The sequence below is a fragment of the Microbacterium sp. P5_B6 genome (assembly GCF_056400345.1).
Map to the genome: position 1 here is coordinate 185,816 of NZ_JBFULL010000003.1, position 21,086 is coordinate 206,901.

24 protein-coding genes are annotated in these 21,086 nt (G+C 68.8%); 8 read left to right on the top strand and 16 right to left on the bottom strand.

Going from position 1 to position 21,086, the window contains the following annotated elements; all coding sequences use genetic code 11:
- Positions 1 to 20: 20 nt before the first annotated feature.
- Both AC1DP3_RS05855 and AC1DP3_RS05860 read right to left on the bottom strand, forming a co-directional pair.
- Positions 21 to 857, bottom strand: coding sequence for a DUF4397 domain-containing protein (locus AC1DP3_RS05855; RefSeq protein WP_477292199.1), 837 nt, complete (start codon positions 855 to 857; stop codon positions 21 to 23).
- A gap of 230 nt (positions 858 to 1,087) precedes the next feature.
- Complete coding sequence (locus AC1DP3_RS05860; protein WP_477292200.1) at positions 1,088 to 1,627, bottom strand: hypothetical protein; 540 nt, start codon at positions 1,625 to 1,627, stop codon at positions 1,088 to 1,090.
- Positions 1,628 to 1,851: 224 nt separating this feature from the next.
- On the opposite strand from AC1DP3_RS05860, the gene msrB reads away from it, so the two are divergent.
- The 5 genes from msrB (at position 1,852) to AC1DP3_RS05885 (ending at position 4,460) form a co-directional block, all read left to right on the top strand.
- Entirely contained in the window at positions 1,852 to 2,358 is a 507-nt protein-coding gene (gene msrB, locus AC1DP3_RS05865; RefSeq protein ID WP_477292201.1) for a peptide-methionine (R)-S-oxide reductase MsrB, read from the top strand.
- Positions 2,355 to 2,909: a peptide-methionine (S)-S-oxide reductase MsrA gene (gene msrA, locus AC1DP3_RS05870; protein WP_477292202.1), complete on the top strand. Its 555-nt coding sequence runs from the start codon at positions 2,355 to 2,357 to the stop codon at positions 2,907 to 2,909. The genes msrB and msrA overlap by 4 nt, the downstream gene beginning before the upstream one ends.
- Before the next feature lie 260 nt (positions 2,910 to 3,169).
- The gene (locus tag AC1DP3_RS05875; protein WP_477292203.1) at positions 3,170 to 3,661 is read left to right on the top strand and encodes an FBP domain-containing protein; all 492 of its coding nucleotides are present in this window, start codon (positions 3,170 to 3,172) and stop codon (positions 3,659 to 3,661) included.
- Between the two features lie 86 nt (positions 3,662 to 3,747).
- Positions 3,748 to 4,107 carry an HNH endonuclease gene (locus tag AC1DP3_RS05880; protein WP_477292204.1) on the top strand — a complete coding sequence of 120 codons (360 nt, stop codon included), beginning with the start codon at positions 3,748 to 3,750 and terminating at the stop codon, positions 4,105 to 4,107.
- Entirely contained in the window at positions 4,104 to 4,460 is a 357-nt protein-coding gene (locus tag AC1DP3_RS05885; protein ID WP_477292205.1) for a DUF2834 domain-containing protein, read from the top strand. Before AC1DP3_RS05880 ends, AC1DP3_RS05885 begins: the two co-directional genes overlap by 4 nt.
- Here the strand turns inward: AC1DP3_RS05885 and AC1DP3_RS05890 are convergent, their stop codons facing one another.
- The 3 genes from AC1DP3_RS05890 to AC1DP3_RS05900 all read right to left on the bottom strand — a co-directional run bounded on the left by AC1DP3_RS05890 (position 4,461) and on the right by AC1DP3_RS05900 (position 7,634).
- Positions 4,461 to 5,165, bottom strand: coding sequence for a nitroreductase family deazaflavin-dependent oxidoreductase (locus AC1DP3_RS05890; RefSeq protein WP_477292206.1), 705 nt, complete (start codon positions 5,163 to 5,165; stop codon positions 4,461 to 4,463).
- Positions 5,166 to 5,260: 95 nt separating this feature from the next.
- Positions 5,261 to 6,982 (bottom strand): ABC1 kinase family protein, encoded by a 1,722-nt coding sequence (locus AC1DP3_RS05895; protein ID WP_477292207.1) that lies wholly within the window; start codon positions 6,980 to 6,982, stop codon positions 5,261 to 5,263.
- Positions 6,983 to 7,052: 70 nt separating this feature from the next.
- Entirely contained in the window at positions 7,053 to 7,634 is a 582-nt protein-coding gene (locus AC1DP3_RS05900) for a PadR family transcriptional regulator (RefSeq protein ID WP_477292208.1), read from the bottom strand.
- 165 nt (positions 7,635 to 7,799) lie between these two features.
- Here AC1DP3_RS05900 and AC1DP3_RS05905 point away from each other — a divergent pair, with 165 nt between their 5' ends.
- Positions 7,800 to 8,276 (top strand): DUF2510 domain-containing protein, encoded by a 477-nt coding sequence (locus AC1DP3_RS05905; protein ID WP_477292209.1) that lies wholly within the window; start codon positions 7,800 to 7,802, stop codon positions 8,274 to 8,276.
- Between the two features lie 433 nt (positions 8,277 to 8,709).
- On the opposite strand, the gene AC1DP3_RS05910 is transcribed toward AC1DP3_RS05905, so the two are convergent.
- Positions 8,710 to 9,291, bottom strand: a complete 582-nt coding sequence (locus AC1DP3_RS05910) for a hypothetical protein (RefSeq protein WP_477292210.1) — start codon at positions 9,289 to 9,291, stop codon at positions 8,710 to 8,712.
- A gap of 20 nt (positions 9,292 to 9,311) precedes the next feature.
- Positions 9,312 to 10,457 carry a zinc-dependent alcohol dehydrogenase gene (locus tag AC1DP3_RS05915; RefSeq protein WP_477292211.1) on the bottom strand — a complete coding sequence of 382 codons (1,146 nt, stop codon included), beginning with the start codon at positions 10,455 to 10,457 and terminating at the stop codon, positions 9,312 to 9,314.
- Positions 10,458 to 10,585: 128 nt separating this feature from the next.
- Here AC1DP3_RS05915 and AC1DP3_RS05920 point away from each other — a divergent pair, with 128 nt between their 5' ends.
- A complete protein-coding gene (locus AC1DP3_RS05920) occupies positions 10,586 to 11,659 on the top strand; it encodes a DNA polymerase IV (protein ID WP_477292212.1) in 1,074 nt (357 codons plus the stop codon).
- A 55-nt stretch (positions 11,660 to 11,714) separates the two neighbouring features.
- Here the strand turns inward: AC1DP3_RS05920 and AC1DP3_RS05925 are convergent, their stop codons facing one another.
- The 9 genes from AC1DP3_RS05925 to urtA all read right to left on the bottom strand — a co-directional run bounded on the left by AC1DP3_RS05925 (position 11,715) and on the right by urtA (position 20,311).
- On the bottom strand, positions 11,715 to 12,227 hold the full coding sequence (locus tag AC1DP3_RS05925; RefSeq protein ID WP_477292213.1) for a glycine cleavage system transcriptional repressor: 513 nt from the start codon (positions 12,225 to 12,227) through the stop codon (positions 11,715 to 11,717).
- A gap of 80 nt (positions 12,228 to 12,307) precedes the next feature.
- Entirely contained in the window at positions 12,308 to 12,895 is a 588-nt protein-coding gene (locus tag AC1DP3_RS05930) for a TetR/AcrR family transcriptional regulator (RefSeq protein ID WP_477292214.1), read from the bottom strand.
- 28 nt (positions 12,896 to 12,923) lie between these two features.
- On the bottom strand, positions 12,924 to 13,490 hold the full coding sequence (locus AC1DP3_RS05935) for a TetR/AcrR family transcriptional regulator (protein WP_477292215.1): 567 nt from the start codon (positions 13,488 to 13,490) through the stop codon (positions 12,924 to 12,926).
- A gap of 34 nt (positions 13,491 to 13,524) precedes the next feature.
- Positions 13,525 to 15,192, bottom strand: coding sequence for a purine-cytosine permease family protein (locus AC1DP3_RS05940; protein ID WP_477292216.1), 1,668 nt, complete (start codon positions 15,190 to 15,192; stop codon positions 13,525 to 13,527).
- Between the two features lie 176 nt (positions 15,193 to 15,368).
- The gene (locus tag AC1DP3_RS05945) at positions 15,369 to 16,052 is read right to left on the bottom strand and encodes an ATP-binding cassette domain-containing protein (protein ID WP_477292217.1); all 684 of its coding nucleotides are present in this window, start codon (positions 16,050 to 16,052) and stop codon (positions 15,369 to 15,371) included.
- A gap of 1 nt (position 16,053) precedes the next feature.
- Positions 16,054 to 16,875 carry an urea ABC transporter ATP-binding protein UrtD gene (urtD, locus tag AC1DP3_RS05950; protein WP_477292218.1) on the bottom strand — a complete coding sequence of 274 codons (822 nt, stop codon included), beginning with the start codon at positions 16,873 to 16,875 and terminating at the stop codon, positions 16,054 to 16,056.
- Complete coding sequence (gene urtC / locus AC1DP3_RS05955) at positions 16,872 to 18,023, bottom strand: urea ABC transporter permease subunit UrtC (RefSeq protein WP_477292219.1); 1,152 nt, start codon at positions 18,021 to 18,023, stop codon at positions 16,872 to 16,874. The genes urtD and urtC overlap by 4 nt, the downstream gene beginning before the upstream one ends.
- Complete coding sequence (gene urtB / locus AC1DP3_RS05960) at positions 18,020 to 18,904, bottom strand: urea ABC transporter permease subunit UrtB (RefSeq protein ID WP_477292220.1); 885 nt, start codon at positions 18,902 to 18,904, stop codon at positions 18,020 to 18,022. Before urtB ends, urtC begins: the two co-directional genes overlap by 4 nt.
- A gap of 96 nt (positions 18,905 to 19,000) precedes the next feature.
- Positions 19,001 to 20,311, bottom strand: a complete 1,311-nt coding sequence (urtA, locus tag AC1DP3_RS05965) for an urea ABC transporter substrate-binding protein (protein WP_477292221.1) — start codon at positions 20,309 to 20,311, stop codon at positions 19,001 to 19,003.
- 463 nt (positions 20,312 to 20,774) lie between these two features.
- On the opposite strand from urtA, the gene AC1DP3_RS05970 reads away from it, so the two are divergent.
- Positions 20,775 to 21,077 carry an urease subunit gamma gene (locus AC1DP3_RS05970; RefSeq protein ID WP_477292222.1) on the top strand — a complete coding sequence of 101 codons (303 nt, stop codon included), beginning with the start codon at positions 20,775 to 20,777 and terminating at the stop codon, positions 21,075 to 21,077.
- The last annotated feature ends 9 nt before the right edge of the window (positions 21,078 to 21,086 follow it).

Sequence of the window (21,086 nt, forward strand, 5' to 3'; positions counted from 1 at the left end):
TCGCGGCGTGCCCTGTCGCATCAGCGCTGCGCCTGGTGCCGGCGCCGGAGGGCGAACGCGGATCCGGCCGCGACCGCGATGGCGAGCGCGCCGGCGCCTGCCATGGCCACGAGCGAGGTGGTCGCGTCGCGCTGAGCGAGGTATCCGGCCGTGCCCGACGGGACTCCGCCCGGGTTCGAGTGGAGGCCGGAGACGCTCTGCACGGCGAGGGCCAGGTTCTTGTCCGCAGCGCTCCCCCACGCGTACACGATCGTCAGCACGCCGTCCTGGATCGGCACGTCTGCCGGGCCGAGCACGGGCTCGGTCGTCCCCGCGAGCGCGACGGCCGCCGAGACGGTGCTCGCCGGCAGGTCGAGCGTGGACTCGTTCGGGTTGGCGAGGTCCTCGATGACGGGGGCACCGCCGGCGAGGATGTCGACCGCCGGAGCTGCGGCGATGTGGCGGACGGTGAGGCGGCCCTGGCCGGGCGCCGTCGTCGCCGTGTTGTTCTCGAACAGCTTGAGAGAGGGGGCACCGCTCTCGCTGAGGTACGCCGCGGCGGTGTAGTTCTTGCCTGCGACAAGGGTGATCGTGGCCGGACCGAGCACCGGCGACGAGGCATCGGCGGCATCCGTTGCCGTCAGCGCCACCTCGTAGTCACCGGCGGGAAGATCAAGAGGACCGGCGAGGTCCCCGGGCTGGAAATCGTCGAGCGTGAGCGCTCCGTTCACATACACGTCGACGGGCGTGTTCGGGATGCCGTGCAGCACCGAGAGCTGCGCGTTGTCGGTCGTGGCTGCCGTCGCGGGTGCGGCGAGGGCGAATCCGAGAGCGGCGGTCAGGCCGACCACGAGTCCGGCGGCTGCTGTCTTGCGCACTGTCTTCCTCCTTCGAGAGGGGCGATCGATCATCGCCCTATGACAGTGCTTTCCGGCGACAGGCAGGATTTGGATGCAGGGATGCCGACACCGGATCCGCGAACGCGGTCGCCGGCTCGCTTCGCCCAGGCAGACGCCCGCGGGGTCACCGCTGCCGGCGAAGGGCAGCCAGTGACTCCGCGGGCGTCACCGTTCGGCCGGGAGCGACCTGGTCGGGACCCGGCTTCGCTTCACTTCTTGCTCTGGAGGAGCCCCGCGAAGGGACGCTGCTGCTCGCCCTGCTGTGCACCGAGCACGAGCAGGATCGCGGTCAGAGCCGGAATCGCCCATTGCAGGACCTTCTGCTGCTTCTGGGCGGAGCTGAGCTCCGTCGACGCGGAGGCCGAAGGCTCCGTCACTCCCTCTCCGCCCTCGTTCGCGTTCTTGGCGATCTTGGCGCCGAGGAAGCCGGAATAGATCGTGACGACACCGGCCACGAGCTCGAGGGCCGCCTTGACGAGCGTGTTGGTGCGGGCCTCACCCTGAACCTTCAGCCGCTCCTTGTTCGTGTAGATGAGGGCGAGCCCTCCGAAGGCATGGGCGAGCATGAAAGCCCATTGCACGGGCGCCCATTTCATCCACCCGGCGGATGAGATCTTCAGGCGCTCGGTCGGCGAGGTAGCGGTGGCGGCGCCCCCGTTGAGGCCGACAGCCCCCATGAGCGTGCCGCCGAACCACGCGGCGAGGCCGACGTCGTGAAAGCTGCGGATGAGTGTGTCGCGAGATGACATGTCGTTCCTTTCGGTCGAGAACGCACAGCCTCACCTCTCGGGGCGGATGGGTGAGCCGGGGTTGACGCCCTCGCGGCCGTGTGCAACATCGGTGACCGAGGAGAACTCGGGATGCCGAGCGAGAACTCACACCGCGTTCCCAGGTTGGCGGGACCAAAACCCGCTCGGCATCCGTTCTCTTCTGTGACGCCACAGCCAGCGGCGTCGTCAAGGAGGAAACGAACGTGTCCACCGACTATCGCAAGACCCCCGAGGCCCTCAGCCGCCTGAGCAGTCTCGAGTACCGCGTGACCCAGGAGGACGGCACCGAGCCGGCCTTCCGCAATCGCTACTGGGACAACCACGACGACGGCATCTACGTCGACGTCGTCTCTGGTCAGCCGCTGTTCTCGTCGCACGACAAGTACGAGAGCGGCACAGGCTGGCCGAGCTTCACCAGGCCCATCGAGCCCGAAGCAGTCAGAAGCAAGACCGACTGGAAGCTGCTCATGCCGCGCAGCGAGGTGCGCTCGACGGGCGCGGACAGTCACCTCGGCCATGTCTTCCACGACGGCCCACGGGATGCCGGTGGCCTGAGATACTGCATGAACTCGGCCTCGTTGAGGTTCATCCCGGCGGCCGACCTCGAGGCGCAGGGCTACGGCGAGTACCGGCGCCTCTTCCCCACCAGCGGAGCATCCGCGACCGCGGACGCCGCCGACACGAACGACACTCAGGAGCGAGCATCATGACCAGCGGACCTTTCGACAAGGGCGAGATCACCCGCACCCACGGCACCGAGACGGCCGTCCTCGCCGGCGGATGCTTCTGGGGCATGGAGGACCTCATCCGGCGCCAGCCCGGCGTGCTCGACACTCGTGTGGGCTACACCGGCGGCGAGAACGCGCACGCGACCTACCGAAAGCACCCCGGCCACGCCGAGGCGGTCGAGATCGTCTTCGACCCGTCCCAGACCACGTTCCGGGACATCCTGGCGTTCTTCTTCCAGATCCACGATCCGTCGACCAGGAATCGCCAGGGGAATGACATCGGGTCGAGCTACCGGTCCGCCATCTTCCCGCTCTCTCCGGAGCAGGAGCGCGTCGCGCGGGAGACGATCGCCGATGTCGACGCCTCCGGTCTCTGGCCCGGCAAGGCGGTCACCACCATCGAGCAGGCAGGTCCGTTCTGGGAGGCTGAGCCGGAGCACCAGGATTACCTGATCACCTATCCGAACGGGTACACCTGCCACTTCCCGCGTGCGGGATGGGTGCTGCCCAAGCGCGCCGACGCCACCGCGTAAGGATCGAGACGACGGATGCCGCGGCCTCGGTCGCGGCATCCGTCTTTCACCCGTCGTTCAGGCGCCCTCGGATAAACTCGCGTGCGTGTGTCATCGTGTGCTGCCTCCGGGCGTAGGGAGGTCGTCGTCGCGCATTGCGTCGACGGCGGAAAGAGCCTGAGGCTCTTCTCTAGACCGCTTGTCTGAGCCCCTCCGTGCTCCGAGCGATTCCTCCTTCCACGACCGTCGCCCGCGGTGGCGACCGCACAGAAAGCACGCACATGCGTCCCCTCGACGACGCCCAGATCCGGGCATCCTTCATCAACGCCTCGCGCAGCGAGCGAAAGAACCTCGGCCTGCCCGCCGACTTCGCCGAGCTCGCGTGGGATCGGCTCGACTTCCTCGGATGGCGGGATCCGAAGTTCCCGCAGATCGGCTACGTCGTGGCCGAACTGGACGGCGAACTCGTCGGACTCCTGCTGCGCCAAGGCGAAAGCCGCGCACGCTCTCGACCCCAGTGCTCGTGGTGCGCGGACGTCCTGCTGCCGAACGACGTCGTGCTGTACACCACCAAGCGGGCGGGCGACGCCGGACGACGCGGCGACACCGTCGGCACCCTCATCTGCGAGAACTTCGAGTGCCCGCAGAACGTGCGCAGGCTGCCACCCTCGGCCTACCTCGGATTCGATCGCGAAGCAGCCCGCGACCGGCGCATCGAGTCACTGCGCGAGCACGTCGAGGGATTCGTCCGCGACGTGCGCGGCCTGGGCTGACCGACGCCGGACGGCATGCCTGTCGTCCGCGTCCTCTGCCGAGTGCCGCCTGAGCTGCCGACTGCGAGAGCGGTATGGTCGGGCCCATGGTGGTCCGTCAGACGCGCAGAGCGCGAGCGTCGCGCCGTCGCGCGCGCCGGGTCGCGGCATCCGGAAGCGATCTCACCGCGGTCGAATGGGATGCCATCCTCGACGCATGGGCGGCCTGTGCGTACTGCGGCGCCGATGGACCCGCCCTGCAGAAGGACTGCGTCCTGCCGATCTCGCGCGGCGGCCGCTACACCCTCGAGAATGTCGTGCCCGCGTGCCGATCGTGCAACGCGAGCAAATGCAACGACGAGGTGACGTCATGGATGCGGCGCCGGCGGCTCGATGAGCCGCGCTTCCTGCTGCGCTGGGCCTCGATCATGGCGGAGCTGCGGGTCGCCGTCGAGCAGACCCCGTGAACCGCCACTGGACGCCGCTCGCGATCACCTACCTGGTGCTGTCACTCGCCGGCCTCGTCGGCACCTTCGTCCTCAATGCCTGGACGGTGGTCCAGGGACGCGACTACTTCGGCGACATCTTCGGCAGCGGTCCCGCGGTCTCCTCCATCGGAGTCGACCTGCTCGTCGTCGCGATCGCGGGTGCGACCTTCATCGTCGTCGAAGCGCGGCGGCTGGGCATGAAGCGTGCCTGGCTCTACCTCGCCCTGGCGGTCGTGACGGCGTTCGCCTTCACGTTCCCGCTGTTCCTCGCGATGCGCGAGCGTCACCTGGCGGGCACGCGCAGCCCTGATCCCGATGTCGGGGACAGCTGATCACCGACGCTCGAGGACGATGGCGGCCGGCATCCGCCGGACGATGAACCGCACGATCGGCTTGGCCAGCGAAGCGGCGTCGGATGCCTCCACGATGCGCGGCTCACGCACCGACTGCTCGCGGCCCCGCCACGTGAGTCGGGCACCACCGGCCGCGAGGATGTTGCGCGCCCAGTTGGTGTGCGCTCCCCACGGCAGACCGATGAGGACGACGCGGTCGTCGAGAGTGGGGATGACGGCGATCGGCGTCGCATAATGAGTTCCGCTCCGGCGGCCGCGGTGGTGGATGACGCCCCACACGGGCATCCAGCGGCGCCCCGCAAGCGCCCGAGCGACGGGTTCTGTGAACCGGACGAGAGCCCGCGGCGGCCCCGATCCGTCCCTCCCCAGACCGCGCAGCCCCTGCCCGCCGCGTGCCACGTCGCCGAAGTGGAAGGCGAGGATCCACGCCATCGCGAGGCCCGCGAGCGCTGCCGCCACGGCCTCGCCCACGGTCCGGATGCCGCGCCGCAGCGCCAGCGCGCCGGCGAGGACGTTCACCGCGCTCCAGCCCAGGTTGACGGCGGGCGGAGAGCTGCCCACACCCGGTGGGTCGGCGAACGGCGAGGGGAACGGCTCGCCCCGCACCCCCGCGACGCCGTGCGGCACGGCATTGACAACGAGCGCCGCGCCGAGCGCTGTGCGGAGGGCGGAACGCACCGACATGGGGAAAGGATACGGACCTGCCAGCGCACGGGAAAGGGGTCGCACACCCGTCCACGCGCCGGCTCATCACCGACGGGCCGACTCGAGACGAGCGGTCACGGCACTCGGCGGCCGGCCCAGCTCGCGAAGAGGGCATGCAGCAGCGCGGGAACCGAGGCGACCAGGAGGATCGTCCCGATGACGGCATCCTGAGACCGCAGGATGATCCCGCCGATCAGAAGTCCCGCGAACAGGACGGCCGAGACCACCCTCCGGCCCATCCGCTCGAGAGCACGCATGCGCTGGTCGAGCCGCGGAGTCTCGACGGCCACGCGCCCGCTCTCCAGCCGGGTCGCCAGGTCGTCGATCCGACGCGGCATGCGCGCCACGATGCCGGCCACGTCGAGCGCTTCGCGTCCGACGGCCTGGGCGACATTGCCGCGCTCGTCGCGCAGCAGCTGCGCGGCATAGGGCTCGACGGCGCTCCAGATGTTGAACTCCGGGTCCAGCGAGCTGCACATCCCGGATGTCAGCGAGATCGCGCGGACGATCAGCAGGAAGTTCTCCGGCAGCTGGAACGGCAGTGCACGCACGACATCGCCGAACTCCACGGCGAAGTCGCGGAATTCACGCGGGTCGACGCGCTGCAGCTCGGCGAAGCCCATGCCGCCGAATCGGGCGAAGAGCTCGGTCATCGCCCGTTCGAGCTCATTCGTGTCTGCGGAGGGAAGGAGCACACCGACATCCCGGATGCTGTCCACCAGCTGCCGCCCGTTGCGCCCGGCGACCGCGATCAGGAGGCGCTGCAGCCCGTGGCGAAGGCGGTCGGGAACCTCGCCCATCATGCCGAAGTCGATGAACGTCAGCTTCCAGGCGCGGGGCGGCGGGCCCTCGGTGCCGGGGCGGGGTGCGGCATCCGTCCCTTCGGTGAGCGGCGTGACGAAGATGTTGCCGGGGTGCKGATCGGCGTGGAAATAGCCGTCCACGAACAGCTGATCGAACATGACGGTCGCGAACTCGTGTGCGACGTCGCTCGGATCGATGCCCGCGGCCCGCAGCCCCTCCACGTCGTTGATCTTGATCGCCGTGACATCGGCGAGCGTGAGCACCCGCCGGGTGCTGCGCTCCCAGGCGATCTCGGGAACCCCGACCCGGGCATCCGAGGCGAAGTTCTCGGCGAACCGCTCGGCGTTCTGCGCCTCGTGGAGGTAGTCGATCTCCTCCATGCTCGTGTGCGCGAACTCCTCGACGAGGCCGGGCAGATCGACGTGATCCGAGATCACGCGCACCCGGTTGAGCCAGCCCGCGACCTTGCGCAGTGCCGCGAGGTCGACGTCGACGATCTCGTCGATCCCGGGACGCTGGATCTTGATGACGACGTCGGCGAAGCCGGCGTCGGCGGCGACATCGGGGGCGAGGCGCGCGCGATGCGCCTGACCGAGGGATGCCGCAGCCACGGGGACGGGATCCACCGATGCGAACGCGCGCTCGAGCGGCAGGCCGAGCTCGGCCTCGGCGAGCACCCGGATCGCCGCGAAATCGACGGGAGGCACCTCGTCCTGGAGGCCCTCGAGCTCTTTGGTGATCTCGGGCGGGAGCACGTCGAGCCGTGACGACATGAACTGGCCGACCTTGATCATCAGTCCGCCGAGCGACAGCGCAAGGCCATGGAAGCTGCGAGCGATTTTCGTGAGGCGTGCGGCTCGTCCTCGCGCGGCCAGACTGCTCAGGCCGATCCGCGGGAGGACGAGCTCGTACCACCACGCCTGCGCCATGTACCGCCACGCGAACCGCAGGATGCGGCGATACCGGGCGCGCGACGCGGCGACGTCGGCCATGGATTCTCCTTGAAGCCGACGTACCGGGGGCATCCCGGTCAGGGTGCGGCGGGCTCAGACTTCGTCAGGCTCAGTCCTCGGCGAGGATGGAGTAGAGCTTACGCCGGGCCTCGTCGAGCACATCGACGGCGTGCTTCACCTGCTCGGGCGACCCGCTTCGACCCACCTGCGCGGCAGCCTGAGCGAGCTTCATACCGGCCTTGGGAAGGGCACCCGTGCGCGGATCCTGCGTCGAGGACGACTGCCACGGCGCGGGCTTGCCCTCGGAGGCGTCGGCCTCCGCACGGCCCGTCTCCGTCAGCGAGTACGTCTTCTTGCCGGCCGACTCGTTCGCGGTGATGAGGCCCTCGTCGGCGAGCAGCTGCAGCGTCGGGTAGACGGAGCCGGGGCTCGGCTTCCACGAGCCGTCGCTGCGCTCCTCGATCTCGTGGATGATCTGGTAGCCGTGCATGGGCTGCTCGGCGAGCAGCGTCAGCACGGCGGCGCGCACGTCGCCCTTGGCCATGCGACCGGCGCCGACGGTGCTGCTGAAGCCCTTCTCGATGCCCTCGCGCAGCTGCTCCATCGCGTCCCACAGGCTGGCTCCGGGCTTGCCGGATCCCGTGGCACGGTGGCGCCCGCCGAAGGGGTCTCCTGGGAATGAACCGCTCATCATTGAACCTCCTCAGATGATGCGTCCGAATGTGGACGATACATAACGATATATCGCTACGTGTGGGCGAGGTCGAGTGATTCCGCGTGATTCACGGCGCGCTCACAGCCTGCCGGGAGCCGTCGGAAGAGTCCGCCTCGGGGATCGTCCGGGTACTCTCGACGCATGGTCACGGCGGAGCCCGGCTGGTACGACGACGGCACCGGCAAGCAGCGATGGTGGGATGGCGCGCGCTGGAGCGAAGAGTACGCGGACTTCAGCGCGCCCGAGGTGGAACTGAGGTCGGAGCCCCAGCCCGCCGGCCCCGCCGACGAGTTCGGCGGCATCATCGTTGATGGGCGCAGCATCCGGCTCGGATCGCACACACAGCCCATCGGCCGCGTCGTGGCGACCCTGACGACCGCGGCCGAGCTCGCCAAACGCCCCGCTCTCGTCATGGCGGCGCGGACACGGACGCTGTTCGGTCCCGGGGGCCCGATCACCTCACGGCAGTTCGCGCGCGTCGATCGCCGCTCCCTGCACATCGCGATCCAGGGGCCCGACCAGCTGTGGCTGACACCTGCTTCCCCGCTCGACGAGTCGCGCGCACGGCAGTTCGTCGCCTGGGTGAACGCGAGCGCCGACCACTACCGGTACGGCTGAGCGAGCGGATGCCGGAGCCCGGGCACTGGGAGCGTCGGGCCCATTCGACCCAGACCGACCGCCCCGGGAGGAGATGTCCTCCAGCGGAGGATCCCCCGACCCGAACTCTCCTCCGATCCGGGACAACTCCTCCTGAGGCCGCCGGGCGGGACAACTCCTCAAGCCGCCGGGCCCGTGCGCCGACGGCCCCGGGAGGAGATGTCCTCCAGGGGAGGATCCGCCGGCCCGAACTCTCCTCCGATCGGGGACAACTCCTCCTGAAGCCGCCGGCGGGACAACTCCTCCCGAAGCCGCCGAGCCCGGGCGCCGACCGCCCCGGGAGGAGATGTCCTCCAGCGGAGGATCCCCCGGCCCGAAGTCTCCTCCGATCCGGGACAACTCCTCCTGAGCCCGCGGGGCGCGGGCGCCGACCGCCCCGGGCGCCCGGCATCCGTCAGGCCGTCCTCCTCACCGCCAGACCCACGATCGACTTGCCGACCATCGCGAGCCCGCCGATCACGAGCAGCCACGGTCCGACGACGATGAGCGGGTCGAGCCACGCATGCTTGAGGTCGATGCGGCCCTTGCGGAAGCGCGACGAGAGGGGCCGGTGGCCGCGCTCGCCCAGGACGCCCGACTCGGTGATCGGATCGTCTGGCCGACGACTCACCAGCGAGGCCGCGTGCGACGTGATCGCGTCCACCCGGTCACCCACGACGAGCAGCAGCCAGTGCGCGGTCTGCCCCTCGCTGTATTTGTCGTACGCGAAGCGCCGGATGACGCCGGAGAGGCCGTGCAGGGGCTGCGCGGACCCGTACACCGGCGTGAGGCGGGTGTGCTCCACCGACTTCTCCCGACGCGGCACCGTCGACTGCTGGGGGGGAAGGTCCCAATGGGCGCCGGTGGGGATGCCGGGCTGCTCGCGCGGGAAGGCGGGCCGATCGGCGGGGTCGAGGTCGGCGCCCCAGCCCGGAATGCGCTCGCGCAGGGTGTCGGAATCCGGCGTCAGTCGGGGCTTCTCGGATGTGTAGGGCATGGTGATCTCCTTTGAAGGGGTTACGCCGCCGGCGTGACGACCGGCTTGATGATGTCGTCGAGCTTCGACGAGAACAGGTGATAGCCCTCGGCGATGTGATCGAGGGGGATGCGGTGGGTGATGAGCTCACTGGGCTTGATGTGCCCCGCCCTGATGTGCTCGAACAGCCGCGGCCACTGACGCTTGACGGGCGCCTGGTTCGTCCGGATCGTGAGGCCCTTGTTCATGGCGTCGCCGAGCTTCACGGCGCTGAAGAGGGGCCCGTACGCGCCGATGATGGAAACGGTCCCGCCCTTGCGCACGGAATCCAGCGCCCAGTTCACCGCAACCGGGGAGCCGCCCTGCATCTTCAGCTTCGCGGCGGTGACATGCTGGAGGACGTGCCCGTCGGCCTCCGCGCCCACCGCGTCGATGACCACATCCGCTCCGAGACCCTCGGTCTCCTTCTTCAGGGTCCGCACGATGTCGTCGACCTGACCGAAGTTGATCGGCTCCGCGAAGGCGAAATCGTGGGCCTTCTGCAGGCGGTAGTCGAGGTAGTCGACCACGATGACCCGGCCTGCACCCATGAGCCAGCTGGAGCGTGCGGCCGCGAGCCCGACCGGGCCCGCGCCGAAGACCACGACGGTGTCACCCTCGACGATGTCGGCGAGCTGTGCGCCGAAGTATCCGGTCGAGAAGGCGTCGGTGAGCAGGAGCGCATCCTCCGCCTCGATGTCGTCCGGGATCACCGACGGCCCGACGTCGGCGAACGGCACGCGCACGAGTTCCGCTTGGCCGCCGTCGTAACCGCCGCACGTGTGCGAGTAGCCGTAGATACCGCCCACCGCGGTGGCGTTCGGGTTGACGTTGTGGCAGTTGGAGAACAGTCCGCGCGCGCAGAAGAAGCATGATCCGCAGTAGATGTTGAACGGCACCATGACCCGGTCGCCGATCTTCAGGTTCTGCACCGATCCGCCGATCTGCTCGACCGTCCCGATGATCTCGTGCCCGAACGTATGGCCTATGCGGGTGTCCGGCATCATGCCGTGATACAGGTGCAGATCCGAGCCGCAGATCGCCGCGAGCTCGACGCGCACGATGGCGTCGTTGGGGTGCTCGATCACCGGATCGGGCTTGCTGTCAACGCGGAGCTTGTACGGTCCGCGATAGGTCATCGCCTTCATTCCATGCCTCCCTGTCGGTTTCCCGACACCCTCCCTGAGGTGCCGGAAATCGCAGAGGGGGTTGCGCTCGAGCGCGATGGCTGGCAAGAGGATCGCGCGTGTCGGGACCAGCGGCCACACTGGAGGCCATGAGCCCGACGCCGTGGGTGCTTCACGTCGACCTCGACCAGTTCATCGCCGCTGTCGAGGTGCTGCGGCACCCTGAGCTCGCCGGAAAGCCGGTGATCGTGGGCGGGCGAGGCGATCCGACCGAACGCGCGGTCGTCTCGACAGCCTCGTACGAGGCGCGCGCCTTCGGGGTCGGCTCGGGGATGCCACTGCGCATCGCCGCGAGGAAGGCTCCGGATGCCGTCATCCTGCCGGTCGACGCGCCGGCATACACGGCGGTCTCGGAGGAGGTGATGGCGACCCTGCGCGAGCACCCCGGAGCAGTGGTGCAGGTGCTCGGCTGGGACGAGGCCTTCGTGGGCGTCCACACCGAAGAGCCCGAAGGCGTCGCCCGCAGCCTGCAGGCGGCGGTGCTCGAGCGCACCCGGCTGCACTGCAGCGTCGGAATCGGCGACACGCTCGTCCGCGCCAAGAATGCGACCGACTTCGGCAAGCCGCGCGGCACCTTCCGCCTGACGGCCGAGAACTGGCTCGAGGTGATGGGCGAGCGACCGACCCGCGAACTCTGGGGAATCGGCGTGAAGATCTCCGCACGCCTGGCGGGGCTCGGCATCCGGACCGTGCACGAACTCGCCGTCGCAGACCTCTCGGCCCTCGCGACCGAGTTCGGGCCGCGGATGGGGCCGTGGTACCGGCAGCTCGGGCGGGGCGACGGCTCGTCGACCGTCGACCCGACACCGTGGGTGCCGCGTGGCCACAGCCGAGAGACGACCTACCAGCAGGACCTGGCCGGGGGCGCGCAGATCGAGGAGGCCGCCCGGGAGCTCATCGCGCAGGTGATGGGGGATGTCGCGGCAGAAGACAGGCCCGTCGTGGGAGTGGGGCTCAAGGTGCGCTACGCCCCGTTCGTCACCAAGACCTTCACGCACAAGATCGCGGCGACGTCCGATCCCCAGACGGTGGCGGACGAGATCATGGGGCTGGTGGTCAAGATCGAGGCAGGTCGCCCCGTGCGGCTGCTCGGCGTCCGCGCCGAGATGGCCATGCCGGAAGACGCCAGAGACGGGCACACCCCGACCCGAAGCGGCTGGTGAGCCCCGGGGCGGTGGCCCTCGAAGCGGCTGGTGACGGCCGACGACCTCGTGCGGGTCAGTCCCGTCGCGCCACGTCCACCTGAAGCTCGGCGGCAAGCCGCTCGAGCTCCGCGACCACCTCGTCGAGGTCGACGGATGCCGGAACCGTCGCCGAGATGACCGCTTCGAAGAGGCGGCCGCCCGCCATCGCTGCGTCACGGGTCTCGCTCGTCATCCGCTCGATGCTGACGCCGTGGCTGCTGAGGGTCGAGGAGAGCTCGCGCACGATGCCGGGGCGGTCGTTGCCGAGAACCTGAAAGGTCAGGCGGTGGGCGGGCGCGGCATCCGTCGTCACGGCACGTCCCGGGACGGCCACTGTGACGAGGCCTTCGACGTTTTCGAGCGCGGCCTGCAGGGCGTCCGCGCGCTCGGATGCGACCGAGACCTCGATGATCCCCGCGAAGGCGCCGGCGAGTTCGGCCAGCTGGCTGTTCTCCCAGTTGCCGCCGTGGGAGTCGATGACCGCGGCCACCGCGGCGACGAGTCCGGCGCGATCGTCGCCGACGACGGTGAGCACAAGCGTTGTCATGGGCTCAGCGTATCGATCGGAGGTCGTGCGGGACGGGGTCGGTCAGGCATGCCGCGCTCCCCCGCATGCTCGGGCCAGCCTCAGCCGACCCGACCGCGGATGGGATCGAGCACGGCCTCGGCGGCCCAGGCAGCGGCGTCGGCGATGTCACGGCGATCCATCTCGAGCTCGCGCCGGAGCGTGACCCACGTCGCGGCCGAGTCGATATGGGCGAGCGCCGCCACGATCGCACGGCGCTCCGGCTCCTCGAGGGCAGGCACCTCCGCGATCAGCATCGCCTCGAGGTGCGCGCGGCGCGGGGAAGGGGCCGCTCCGCTCACGCCGCGCATGGCGGTCTCGGCCACGACGTGGGCGAGTTCCGGCCGCTGGTCGTAGAGCTCCATCGCCTCGCGGATCACGAGCGGCATGTCGAAGATCGACGGCGCATCCTCCCTCGCGAACACCGTCTGCTCGACCCACGCGGCCGTCGCGAGCAGCAGGTCCACGCGGGTCGCGTAGTTGCGGAACACGGTGCGCTCGCCCACGCCCGCGCGGCGGGCGATGAGGCGGAACGACACGTCGTCCGTGCCGAGCTCCTCGATGAGCTCGGCGTAGGCGGCGAGGATCGCCTCCTGTGTGCGGTTGATCTCCGCGGCACTCGTCGGCGCGGGTCCGGCGTCGCCGGTCATGACGCCGCCCGCTGGGCGACGGATCGGCTCATCGGGACGTCGGCGACATGGCCGGCAGCGCGGCGAGCACCTGCGCCGCCGTGCGGTCGAAGACGTCCGAGATCTCGCCGGCGTCCATATCGAGGCCCGTGCGCATCCGCGCCCAGAACTGGGCAGACGCGAAATAGCGCAGTGCCGCGGCCGCGCGGCGAAGGTCTCGCGCGTTCAGCCCCGGGCCGCTCGTCTCGAGCATCGCGGTGATGGTGCGGGTCAGGAACGTCGGCTCGGCATCCCCCGTCGGCGAGATCGCTGCCGCGCGCGCACACACGAAGGCGAACGCGGGCGCCCCATCGAACGCCAGGAACCTGTCGCGTACGGCGGCCTGGAACTGCGGGATCGTCACGAAGTCCGGCAGCGCGAACTCCGTCTCCTCGAGCCAGGCAGCCAGGCTCTCCAGCAGGTGGGAGCGGGTCGGAAACTGGCGGTAGACGGTGCGCTCGGAGACCCCGACCGCGTCGCCGAGGGCTCGATACGAGACGTCGTCGAAGGAGTGCTCGCGGAGGGTGGCTGCGGCGCTCGCCAGGATCGCGGTGGGAGTGTCGACGGTCTCGGCCATCACTGTCCTCTCCTCCGGTGCGGGGCTCGGCCGGTTAGCGGCTGGCGGCCTTCTGTCGAAGCGCCAGCGGCTCTGGTGGGAGCACGTACTGGTCCGAACCGTCCAGCGTCAGTGCCAGCGATGAGACGTACTGGAGCTCGCCGTGCGGACCACGCTGGGCCGAGGCCAGCATATCCGGGCGCTCGAACGTGTAGCCGGTGACATGGCAGCGAAGTCGCTCGCTCGACGGGTTGCCCTCGGCGTCGAGGAGCGGGGAGGCGATCCCGTCCGTGCGCCGTCGAAGGTAGTAGCGACCGCCGGTCGCCATCGCCATGAGCGGCGTGGCGACGGCGGCCACCGCGATGGCGATCATCACCGAGAAGGGGCGCACAGATTCGCCGAACAGCCCGCCGAATGCTGCGAGCGAGAGTGCGGACGCGAGAGTCACCGACACGAGCCCGACCGGGTTCCAGTCGTGCAGCATCCCCCTGCGGAACTCGGGATAGAGCGGCGAGAGGCGCAGCACATGCTTGTTGATGACGATGTCGGCCGCGATCGTCACCAGCCAGGCCATCACGACGTTCGCGTACAGGCTCAGCACGAAGCCGATGAGGCTGAAGACATCCATCCACATCAGACCCAGCGCGATGCTCAGGTTGAAGAAGATGAAGACCGATCTGCCCGGGTACGACTTGGTGAGTCGCGTGTACACGTTCGACCACGCGAGCGATCCGGAGTACGCGTTCGTCACGTTGATCTTCACCTGCGCCACCACCACCAGCACGAGGGCGAGCACGAGCGCGAGCCACTCCGGCATGATCGCCCGGTACAGCGCGACGAACTGACGCACCGGCTCGGTGGCAAGACCGCCGAGCGTCGGGTCGACCCGGACGACGAGATACACCGCGAGGAAGACCCCGATCACCTGCTTGATGCCGCTGAAGATCACCCACCCGGGCCCGGCGAACAGCAGGGAGCGTCGCCAGGAGCGCTTGTTGATCCGGGTCCTGGGCGGCATCGCCCGGATGACGTCGATCTGCTCCGCGAGCTGCGGGGTCAGCGCGAAGCACACCGCGGCACTCGACACGATCGCCTCGAACCGGATCTCGCCGTCCGATTCGCCGGTGAACGACAGGAAGGCGCTGACGGCGGAAGGATCCGAGAGGATGACCCACAGCAGCGGCACGAGCGCCAGCACCAGCCAGAGCGGCGTGGTCCAGAACTGCAGACGCTCGAGCGCCCGCATGCCGTAGATGACGATGGGGATGACCACGATCGTGGAGACCAGGTACCCCATGGCCAGGGGGACGCCCGCCACCACGTGGAGCGCCTGGGCCATGATCGCGCCTTCGAGCGCGAAGAAGATGCACGTGAAGACCGCGAAGATCACCGTGGCGATCGAGGATCCGTAGTACCCGAAGCCCGAGCCGCGGGCGATGAGATCCAGGTCGAGGTTGTAGCGGGCCGCGTAGTACGCGATCGGCGCGCCGACGATGAAGATCATGACGGACGCGAGCAGGATGCCGAGCACCGCGTTCGCCGTGCCGTGCTCGAGCCCGATGCTGGCGCCGATCGAGAAGTCCGCGAGGAAGGCGATGGAGCCGAGCGCGGTGACGCCGATGGCGCCGGCGCTCCAGCGGCGGAACGTCCGCGGGACATAGCGGAAGGCATAGTCTTCGAGGCTGTCCTCGGCGGCTGCCCGCGCGTTGTCTGCCCTCGCCACGTCGCACTCCCTGCGCTCGCACGTCGGGCTCATTGTGCCGGTCGCGTGTTACAGCGGCGTTGCGTCCCTGACGCGGGAGATGACGAATCTGCGGGGGAAGCGGCATAAGTCGGAGAATTCGCCGGATGTCGGAGTATTCCGGGCGCTGGTTCCGAAAGTCGAGGCGAGTTCCGACGTCAGATGGCCATCGCCATGCGAACCCCCTCGGCCGCGGCGGCCCCGCCCTCCCCCGTGCTCGATGCGAAGCCGCTCGCCAGCACGAGGTACTTGTCAGCCGCTTCGAGCGCGAAGCCGATGTGCTGCTCGACCAGCAGAACCGAAAGGCCCTCGCTCGCCAGCTGCATCACGGTGTGCTCGATCTCGGCGACGATCGTCGGCTGGATGCCCTCGGTCGGCTCGTCGAGGATGAGCAGCTTCGGCTCGGTGATGAGCGCGCGGGCGATCGCGAGCTGCTGGCGCTGACCACCCGAGAGCAGCCCCGCCTTGCGGCCCGCGAACTTCTCCAGTGCGGGGAAGCGCGACAGCTGCTGCTCGATGAGGGCCTTGCCGCGCCGGCGCCCGTCGGCGACGAGCTGCAGGTTCTCCATCGTCGTCAGCTGCGGGAACGACTGCTGCCCCTGCGGCACATAGCCCATGCCGCGCGCGACGCGTTTGTTCGGCGGAAGGGAGGTGACGTCGTCGCCGTCGAAGATCACCTGACCGCTGCGCGGCTTGATGAGTCCGATGGCGACGCGCAGCAGCGTCGACTTGCCGGCGCCGTTGTGTCCGAGGACGGCGACCACCTTGGCGGCGGGAAGCGTCACGCCGTGCAGCACGAGCGTGCGTCCGTAGCCCGCCTGGATATCGTTCAGCTCGAGCACGTCAGGCTCCCTCTTCCTGCATTGCGGCTTCAGTCGCCRGTATCGGGGCATCCGGCACGACGAACATCGCGGCCGTGGTCGCGGCGCCCGCGGTGCCGAGGTAGACCTCCTGCACCCGCGGGTCGGCCTGAACCTCGGCGACGGCTCCCTCGGAGAGGACCTTCCCCTGATGGAGCACCGTGACGCGCGAGGCGTAGCGGCGCATGAAGTCCATGTCGTGCTCGACGACGAGGACGATGCGGCGCTGGGCGATCCGCTGCAGCAGCTCCCCCGTGGCGGTCCGCTCGTCCTGGCTCATCCCGGCAACGGGTTCGTCCAGCAGCAGGGCGCGCGGTTCCTGCACGAGCATCATGCCGATCTCGAGCCACTGCTTCTGACCATGGGAGAGGATGCCGGCAAGAGTGTCGCGCTCCTTGCTGAGCCCCGTCTCCTCCAGTGCGATCTCGATCGCAGGATCGACGCCCCGGCGAGCACGGAGCAGCGACCACGACGAGCGATGCAGCCCCGCCGCGATGTCGAGATTCTGCAGGACCGAGAGCTGCTCGAACACGCTCGCCGTCTGGAAGGTGCGGCCGACGCCGAGCCGGACGATCTTCTGCGTGGATCTGCCGAGCAGCTCCTCGTCGCCGAGCTTCACCGATCCCGTGCCCTTCGACAGGCCCGTGATGGCGTCGATGCAGGTCGTCTTGCCGGCGCCGTTCGGCCCGATCAGGAATCGGACCTCCCCGGGATGGGCGTCGAACGATACGCCGCCGACGGCGACGAAGCCGTCGAATTCGACCTTGAGATCGGTGACGACGAGCGAGCCCTCCGTTCCGGTCATTTGTTCACCTCTTCACTGACGGGCTCTTCATTCAGAGGCTCGAAGGCCGGTTCCTCGTCCTCGAGCACGAGGGCCGGGTCGGCGAGTGCGGCGKGGGGTGTGTCTCGCGGGCGCCACAGCAGTCCCTTCGCTCTCGCGAACAGCGACGACAGTCCCATCGGAAGGAACAGCGTCACCAGGATGAAGACCAGGCCCAGGATGTAGATCCAGCCATCGGGCCAGCTCGATCCGAGGCTCGACTGCCCCCATCCGATGGCCATCGCACCGAGGGCCGGGCCGAAGAGCGAGGCGCGGCCTCCCAGCGCCACGCCGGCGATCATGAGGATCGAGGCGGAGGCGCCGATCTCGGCGGGCGTGATGATCCCCACGATCGGGACGAACATCGCCCCCGCGATGCTCGCCATGACGGCGGCCACCACGTAGGCGACGAGCTTGATGTTCGCAGGGTCGTAGCCGAGGAATCGCACGCGCTCTTCGGCGTCGCGCGTGGCGATCAGCAGTTCGCCGAAGCGGCTGCGGTTCAGCTGCCACACCGCGAGCAGGCACAGGATGAGCAGCGAGGCCGCGATCATGAAGACCATGAGCTTGTTCGTGTCGTCGTTGAGGACGAACCCGAAGAAGTACTTGAAGTCGCTGAGCCCGGTGTCGCCGCCGGTCTCACGGATCGTCGAGCTGATCAGGACGGCGAGCGCCACGGCGAGCGCCTGGGACAGAATCGCGAAGTACGCCCCCTTGATCCGGCGCTTGAACAGGGCGAAGCCGAGCACTCCCGCGACGATCATCGGGAACAGCAGGATCGCCGCCAGCGTGAAGGCGTCACTGCGGAACGGCTCCCAGAAGGCCGGGAGCGCCGCGGTCGGGTCGTAGAGGATCATGAAGACGGGAAGGCCTCCGGGCGCCGTGCTCTCCAGCGTGAGATGCATCGCCATGGCGTAGGCGCCCAGGCCGAAGAAGACTCCCTGGCCGAGGACCAGCATCCCCCCGCGCCCCCACGCCAGGCCGATGCCCACCGCGGCGATCGCCCAGCAGCAGTACTTGCCCAGGTTGTTGATCCAGTGCATCGAGAGCACGGCGGGGGCCACCACCAGCAGCAGCACGGCGAACACTGCGATGCCGATCAGCGGAAGCCATGGTCTGAGTCTCGTCATGTCAGCCCCCTGGTACGAACCGTGAACAGGCCCTGTGGACGGAATTGCAGGAACACGACCACCAGCACGAAGGCCAGCACCTGCGCCATGCTTCCGGTGGTCCAGTCCGCGAAGAACGACAGGGCGATGCCCAGAGCCCACGCGGCGATGACCGTTCCCTTGATGTGGCCGACACCGCCGGCGACCACGACCAGGAAGGCCGGGATGATGTACTGCGTCCCCATCTGGGAGTTCGTGCCGCCGATGAGGGATGCGGCGACGCCGGCGACGCCGGCGAGGCCCGACCCGACGAAGAACGTGATGCGGTCGATATTGCGGGTGCGGATGCCGCTGGTCTCAGCGAGGTCGCGGTTCTGGACCGTCGCGCGGATCCGGCGTCCGAAAGCCGAGTACTTCAGCCACGCCGCGAGGGCGACGAGGCACACGGCCGCCAGCATGATGGTGAACACCTGTCGAAGGGGCCATGCGTAGCCGAGGATCTCGAGCTGGCCGTCGAGCCAGCCGGGGGCCTCGACGGGGACGCCCTGGGCGGGGAAGATCTGCAGGGCTATCTGCTGCAGGATCAGCGCGACCCCGACGGTGACGAGAAGGGTGTCCAGGGGCCGTCGGTACATCCACTGGATGATGCCGATCTCGAGGAGCAGTCCGAGCAGCCCGGCTCCGAGGAAGGCGAGCGGCAGCGCCAGCAGGATCGAGACATTGCTGGAGCTGACGACGAGCTGGGTGACGTAGGCGATGAAGGCGCCGGCCATGATGAACTCGCCGTGCGCCATGTTGATCACCCCCATCTGCCCGAAGGTGAGGGTGAGCCCGAGCGCTGCCAGAAGCAGCAGTGCGCCGAGCGCCGTGCCGTTCAGGAGCGGCGGTATGAGTGCGTCCACGTGCTGTCGCTCTCTCTGGGTTCGAGTGCGGATGGTGGGTGGAGTGCGCGGGGTTCCGTGCCGTTTCGGGCACGGAACCCCACGTCCCGGGTGAGATCAGCCGGCTGCCGCCACGAGGGCGTCACGGACGTCGGCCGGGAACCAGTCGTATGCCTCGAGGAACGGGTCCGGCTCGATGGGCGCGTCCGACGACCACACGATGTCGAACTGGTTGTCGGCGTTGATCTGGCCGATGTGGCCGACCTTGGAGATGTGGTGGTTCTCGCCGTCCAGCGTGACGGTGCCCTCCGGTGCGTCGAAGCTGATCCCGCCGGCCGCCGCGGCCGCGTTGACATCGTCGACCTCGAACGAACCGGCCTTCTCCACGAGCTCCTTGTAGAGGTACAGCGAGATGTACGCGGCCTCCATCGGGTCGGACGTGACCCCGCTGCTGCCGGGGTACGCCTTCCAGTCCTCGATGAACTTGGTGTTCGCCGGAGAGTCGATCGACTGGAAGTAGTTCCACGATGCGTAGTTGCCCGTCACTTCGTGACCCATCGAGGGAGCTTCCTCTTCGGCGATCGACACCGAGATGATCGGGGTCGTCTCAGGGCTGAGACCGGCGTCGTAGTAGGCCTTGACGAAGCCGACGTTGGACGAGCCGTTGATCGTGTTGAAGATGAAGTCGGGGTCGGCCGCCACGATCTTCGACACCTGGGTGGTCCAGTCGTCCTTGTCGAGCGGCACGTACTCCTCGCCGACGATCTCGATGCCGAGCTCCGCCGCGTAGAGCTTGATGATGGCGTTCGCGGTACGGGGGAACACGTAGTCGGAGCCGGCCAGGAACAGCGTCTTCACTCCCTGCGAGGCGAGGTAGTCCATCGCCGGCAGGATCTGCTGGTTGGTCGTCGCACCGGTGTAGTAGATGTTCGGCGAAGCCTCGAGGCCCTCGTACTGGACCGGGTAGAAGAAGAGGCCGTTGTTCTCCTCGACGACCGGCTTCACCGCCTTGCGGGACGACGAGGTCCAGCCGCCGAAGATGGCGGCGACGCAGTCCTGGGTGAGCAGCTTCTCGGTCTTCTCCGCGAAGGTCGGCCAGTCGGTCGCGCCGTCCTCCTGGACGTACTCGATCTGCTTGCCCAGGATGCCGCCATCCGCGTTGATCTCGTCCGCGGCCATGTGCAGGACGTTCGAGACCGTCTTCTCGGAGATCGCCATGCCGCCGGTGAGCGAGTTGAGGAAGCCGAGCTTGACCGTGTCCCCGGACGTGTCGATGCAGCTCTCGGCCGCGGCGGAGTCCTCGAAGCTCGCAGGCTCGGTGGAGCTGCCGGCGCGGGCGCCGCAGCCCGCCAGGACGAGGGCCGCCGCCGCCGCGAGTGCGGGAAGCGCCAGAAGGGTGCGGGCCCTTCGATTGCGGGTCGTTGTCATGTGGATCTCCGTTTCTGTGTGGTGCAGGTGGTGCGTTCTCGGGATGTGCGGTGCGTGCTGCGGGCGCGCCGAACAGCGCCACGGCCCCGTCGCTGTGCAGGGGGACGCCGAAGGAAGGCGTGCCGGACGAGCGGCGGAGCGGACTGATGTGCGGGTCAGGGCGTGCTGCAGGGTGGTGCCGGTGTTGCGTGCGTCTCGAGGCCTGAGGTGCCGGGCTTCGCGTGCCGGGTCGGATCGGCGGATGGTGTCCCGCCGACTGCTGCGGTTGTTGTCAGCATGGGACCGTGACATTGCTCTGCCATTTCTCGATTGTTCCGATCTTGTTAATCGTCGAGTGGGCGGGACGGCTCATTCCGCGGAATTCCGGGAGTACGCCGCCCCCGACCCTCGTCACGCGTCAGCGGCATCCCTGAGGCGCGACTCCCATATGGCACACTTCTGACATCACCCGCCGGAGGCCCGAATGCACTTCACTCCCGCCGAAGCCGAGAAGCTCCTGCTCTCGGTCGCCGCGATGGTCGCCCGAGACCGGCTCGAGCGGGGCGTGCTGCTCAACCACCCCGAGACGGTCGCCCTGCTGTCGTGCTGGGTCATCGAGCGAGCCAGAGAAGGCCGGGGGGTCGCCGAGCTCATGCAGGAGGGCCGCACCGTCCTCCGGCGCGATCAGGTCATGCCGGGCGTTCCCGAGATGCTCGCCGACGTCCAGGTGGAGGCCACCTTCCCCGACGGCCGCAAGCTCGTCACCGTCCACCACCCGATCGACTGAGGAGTCGCC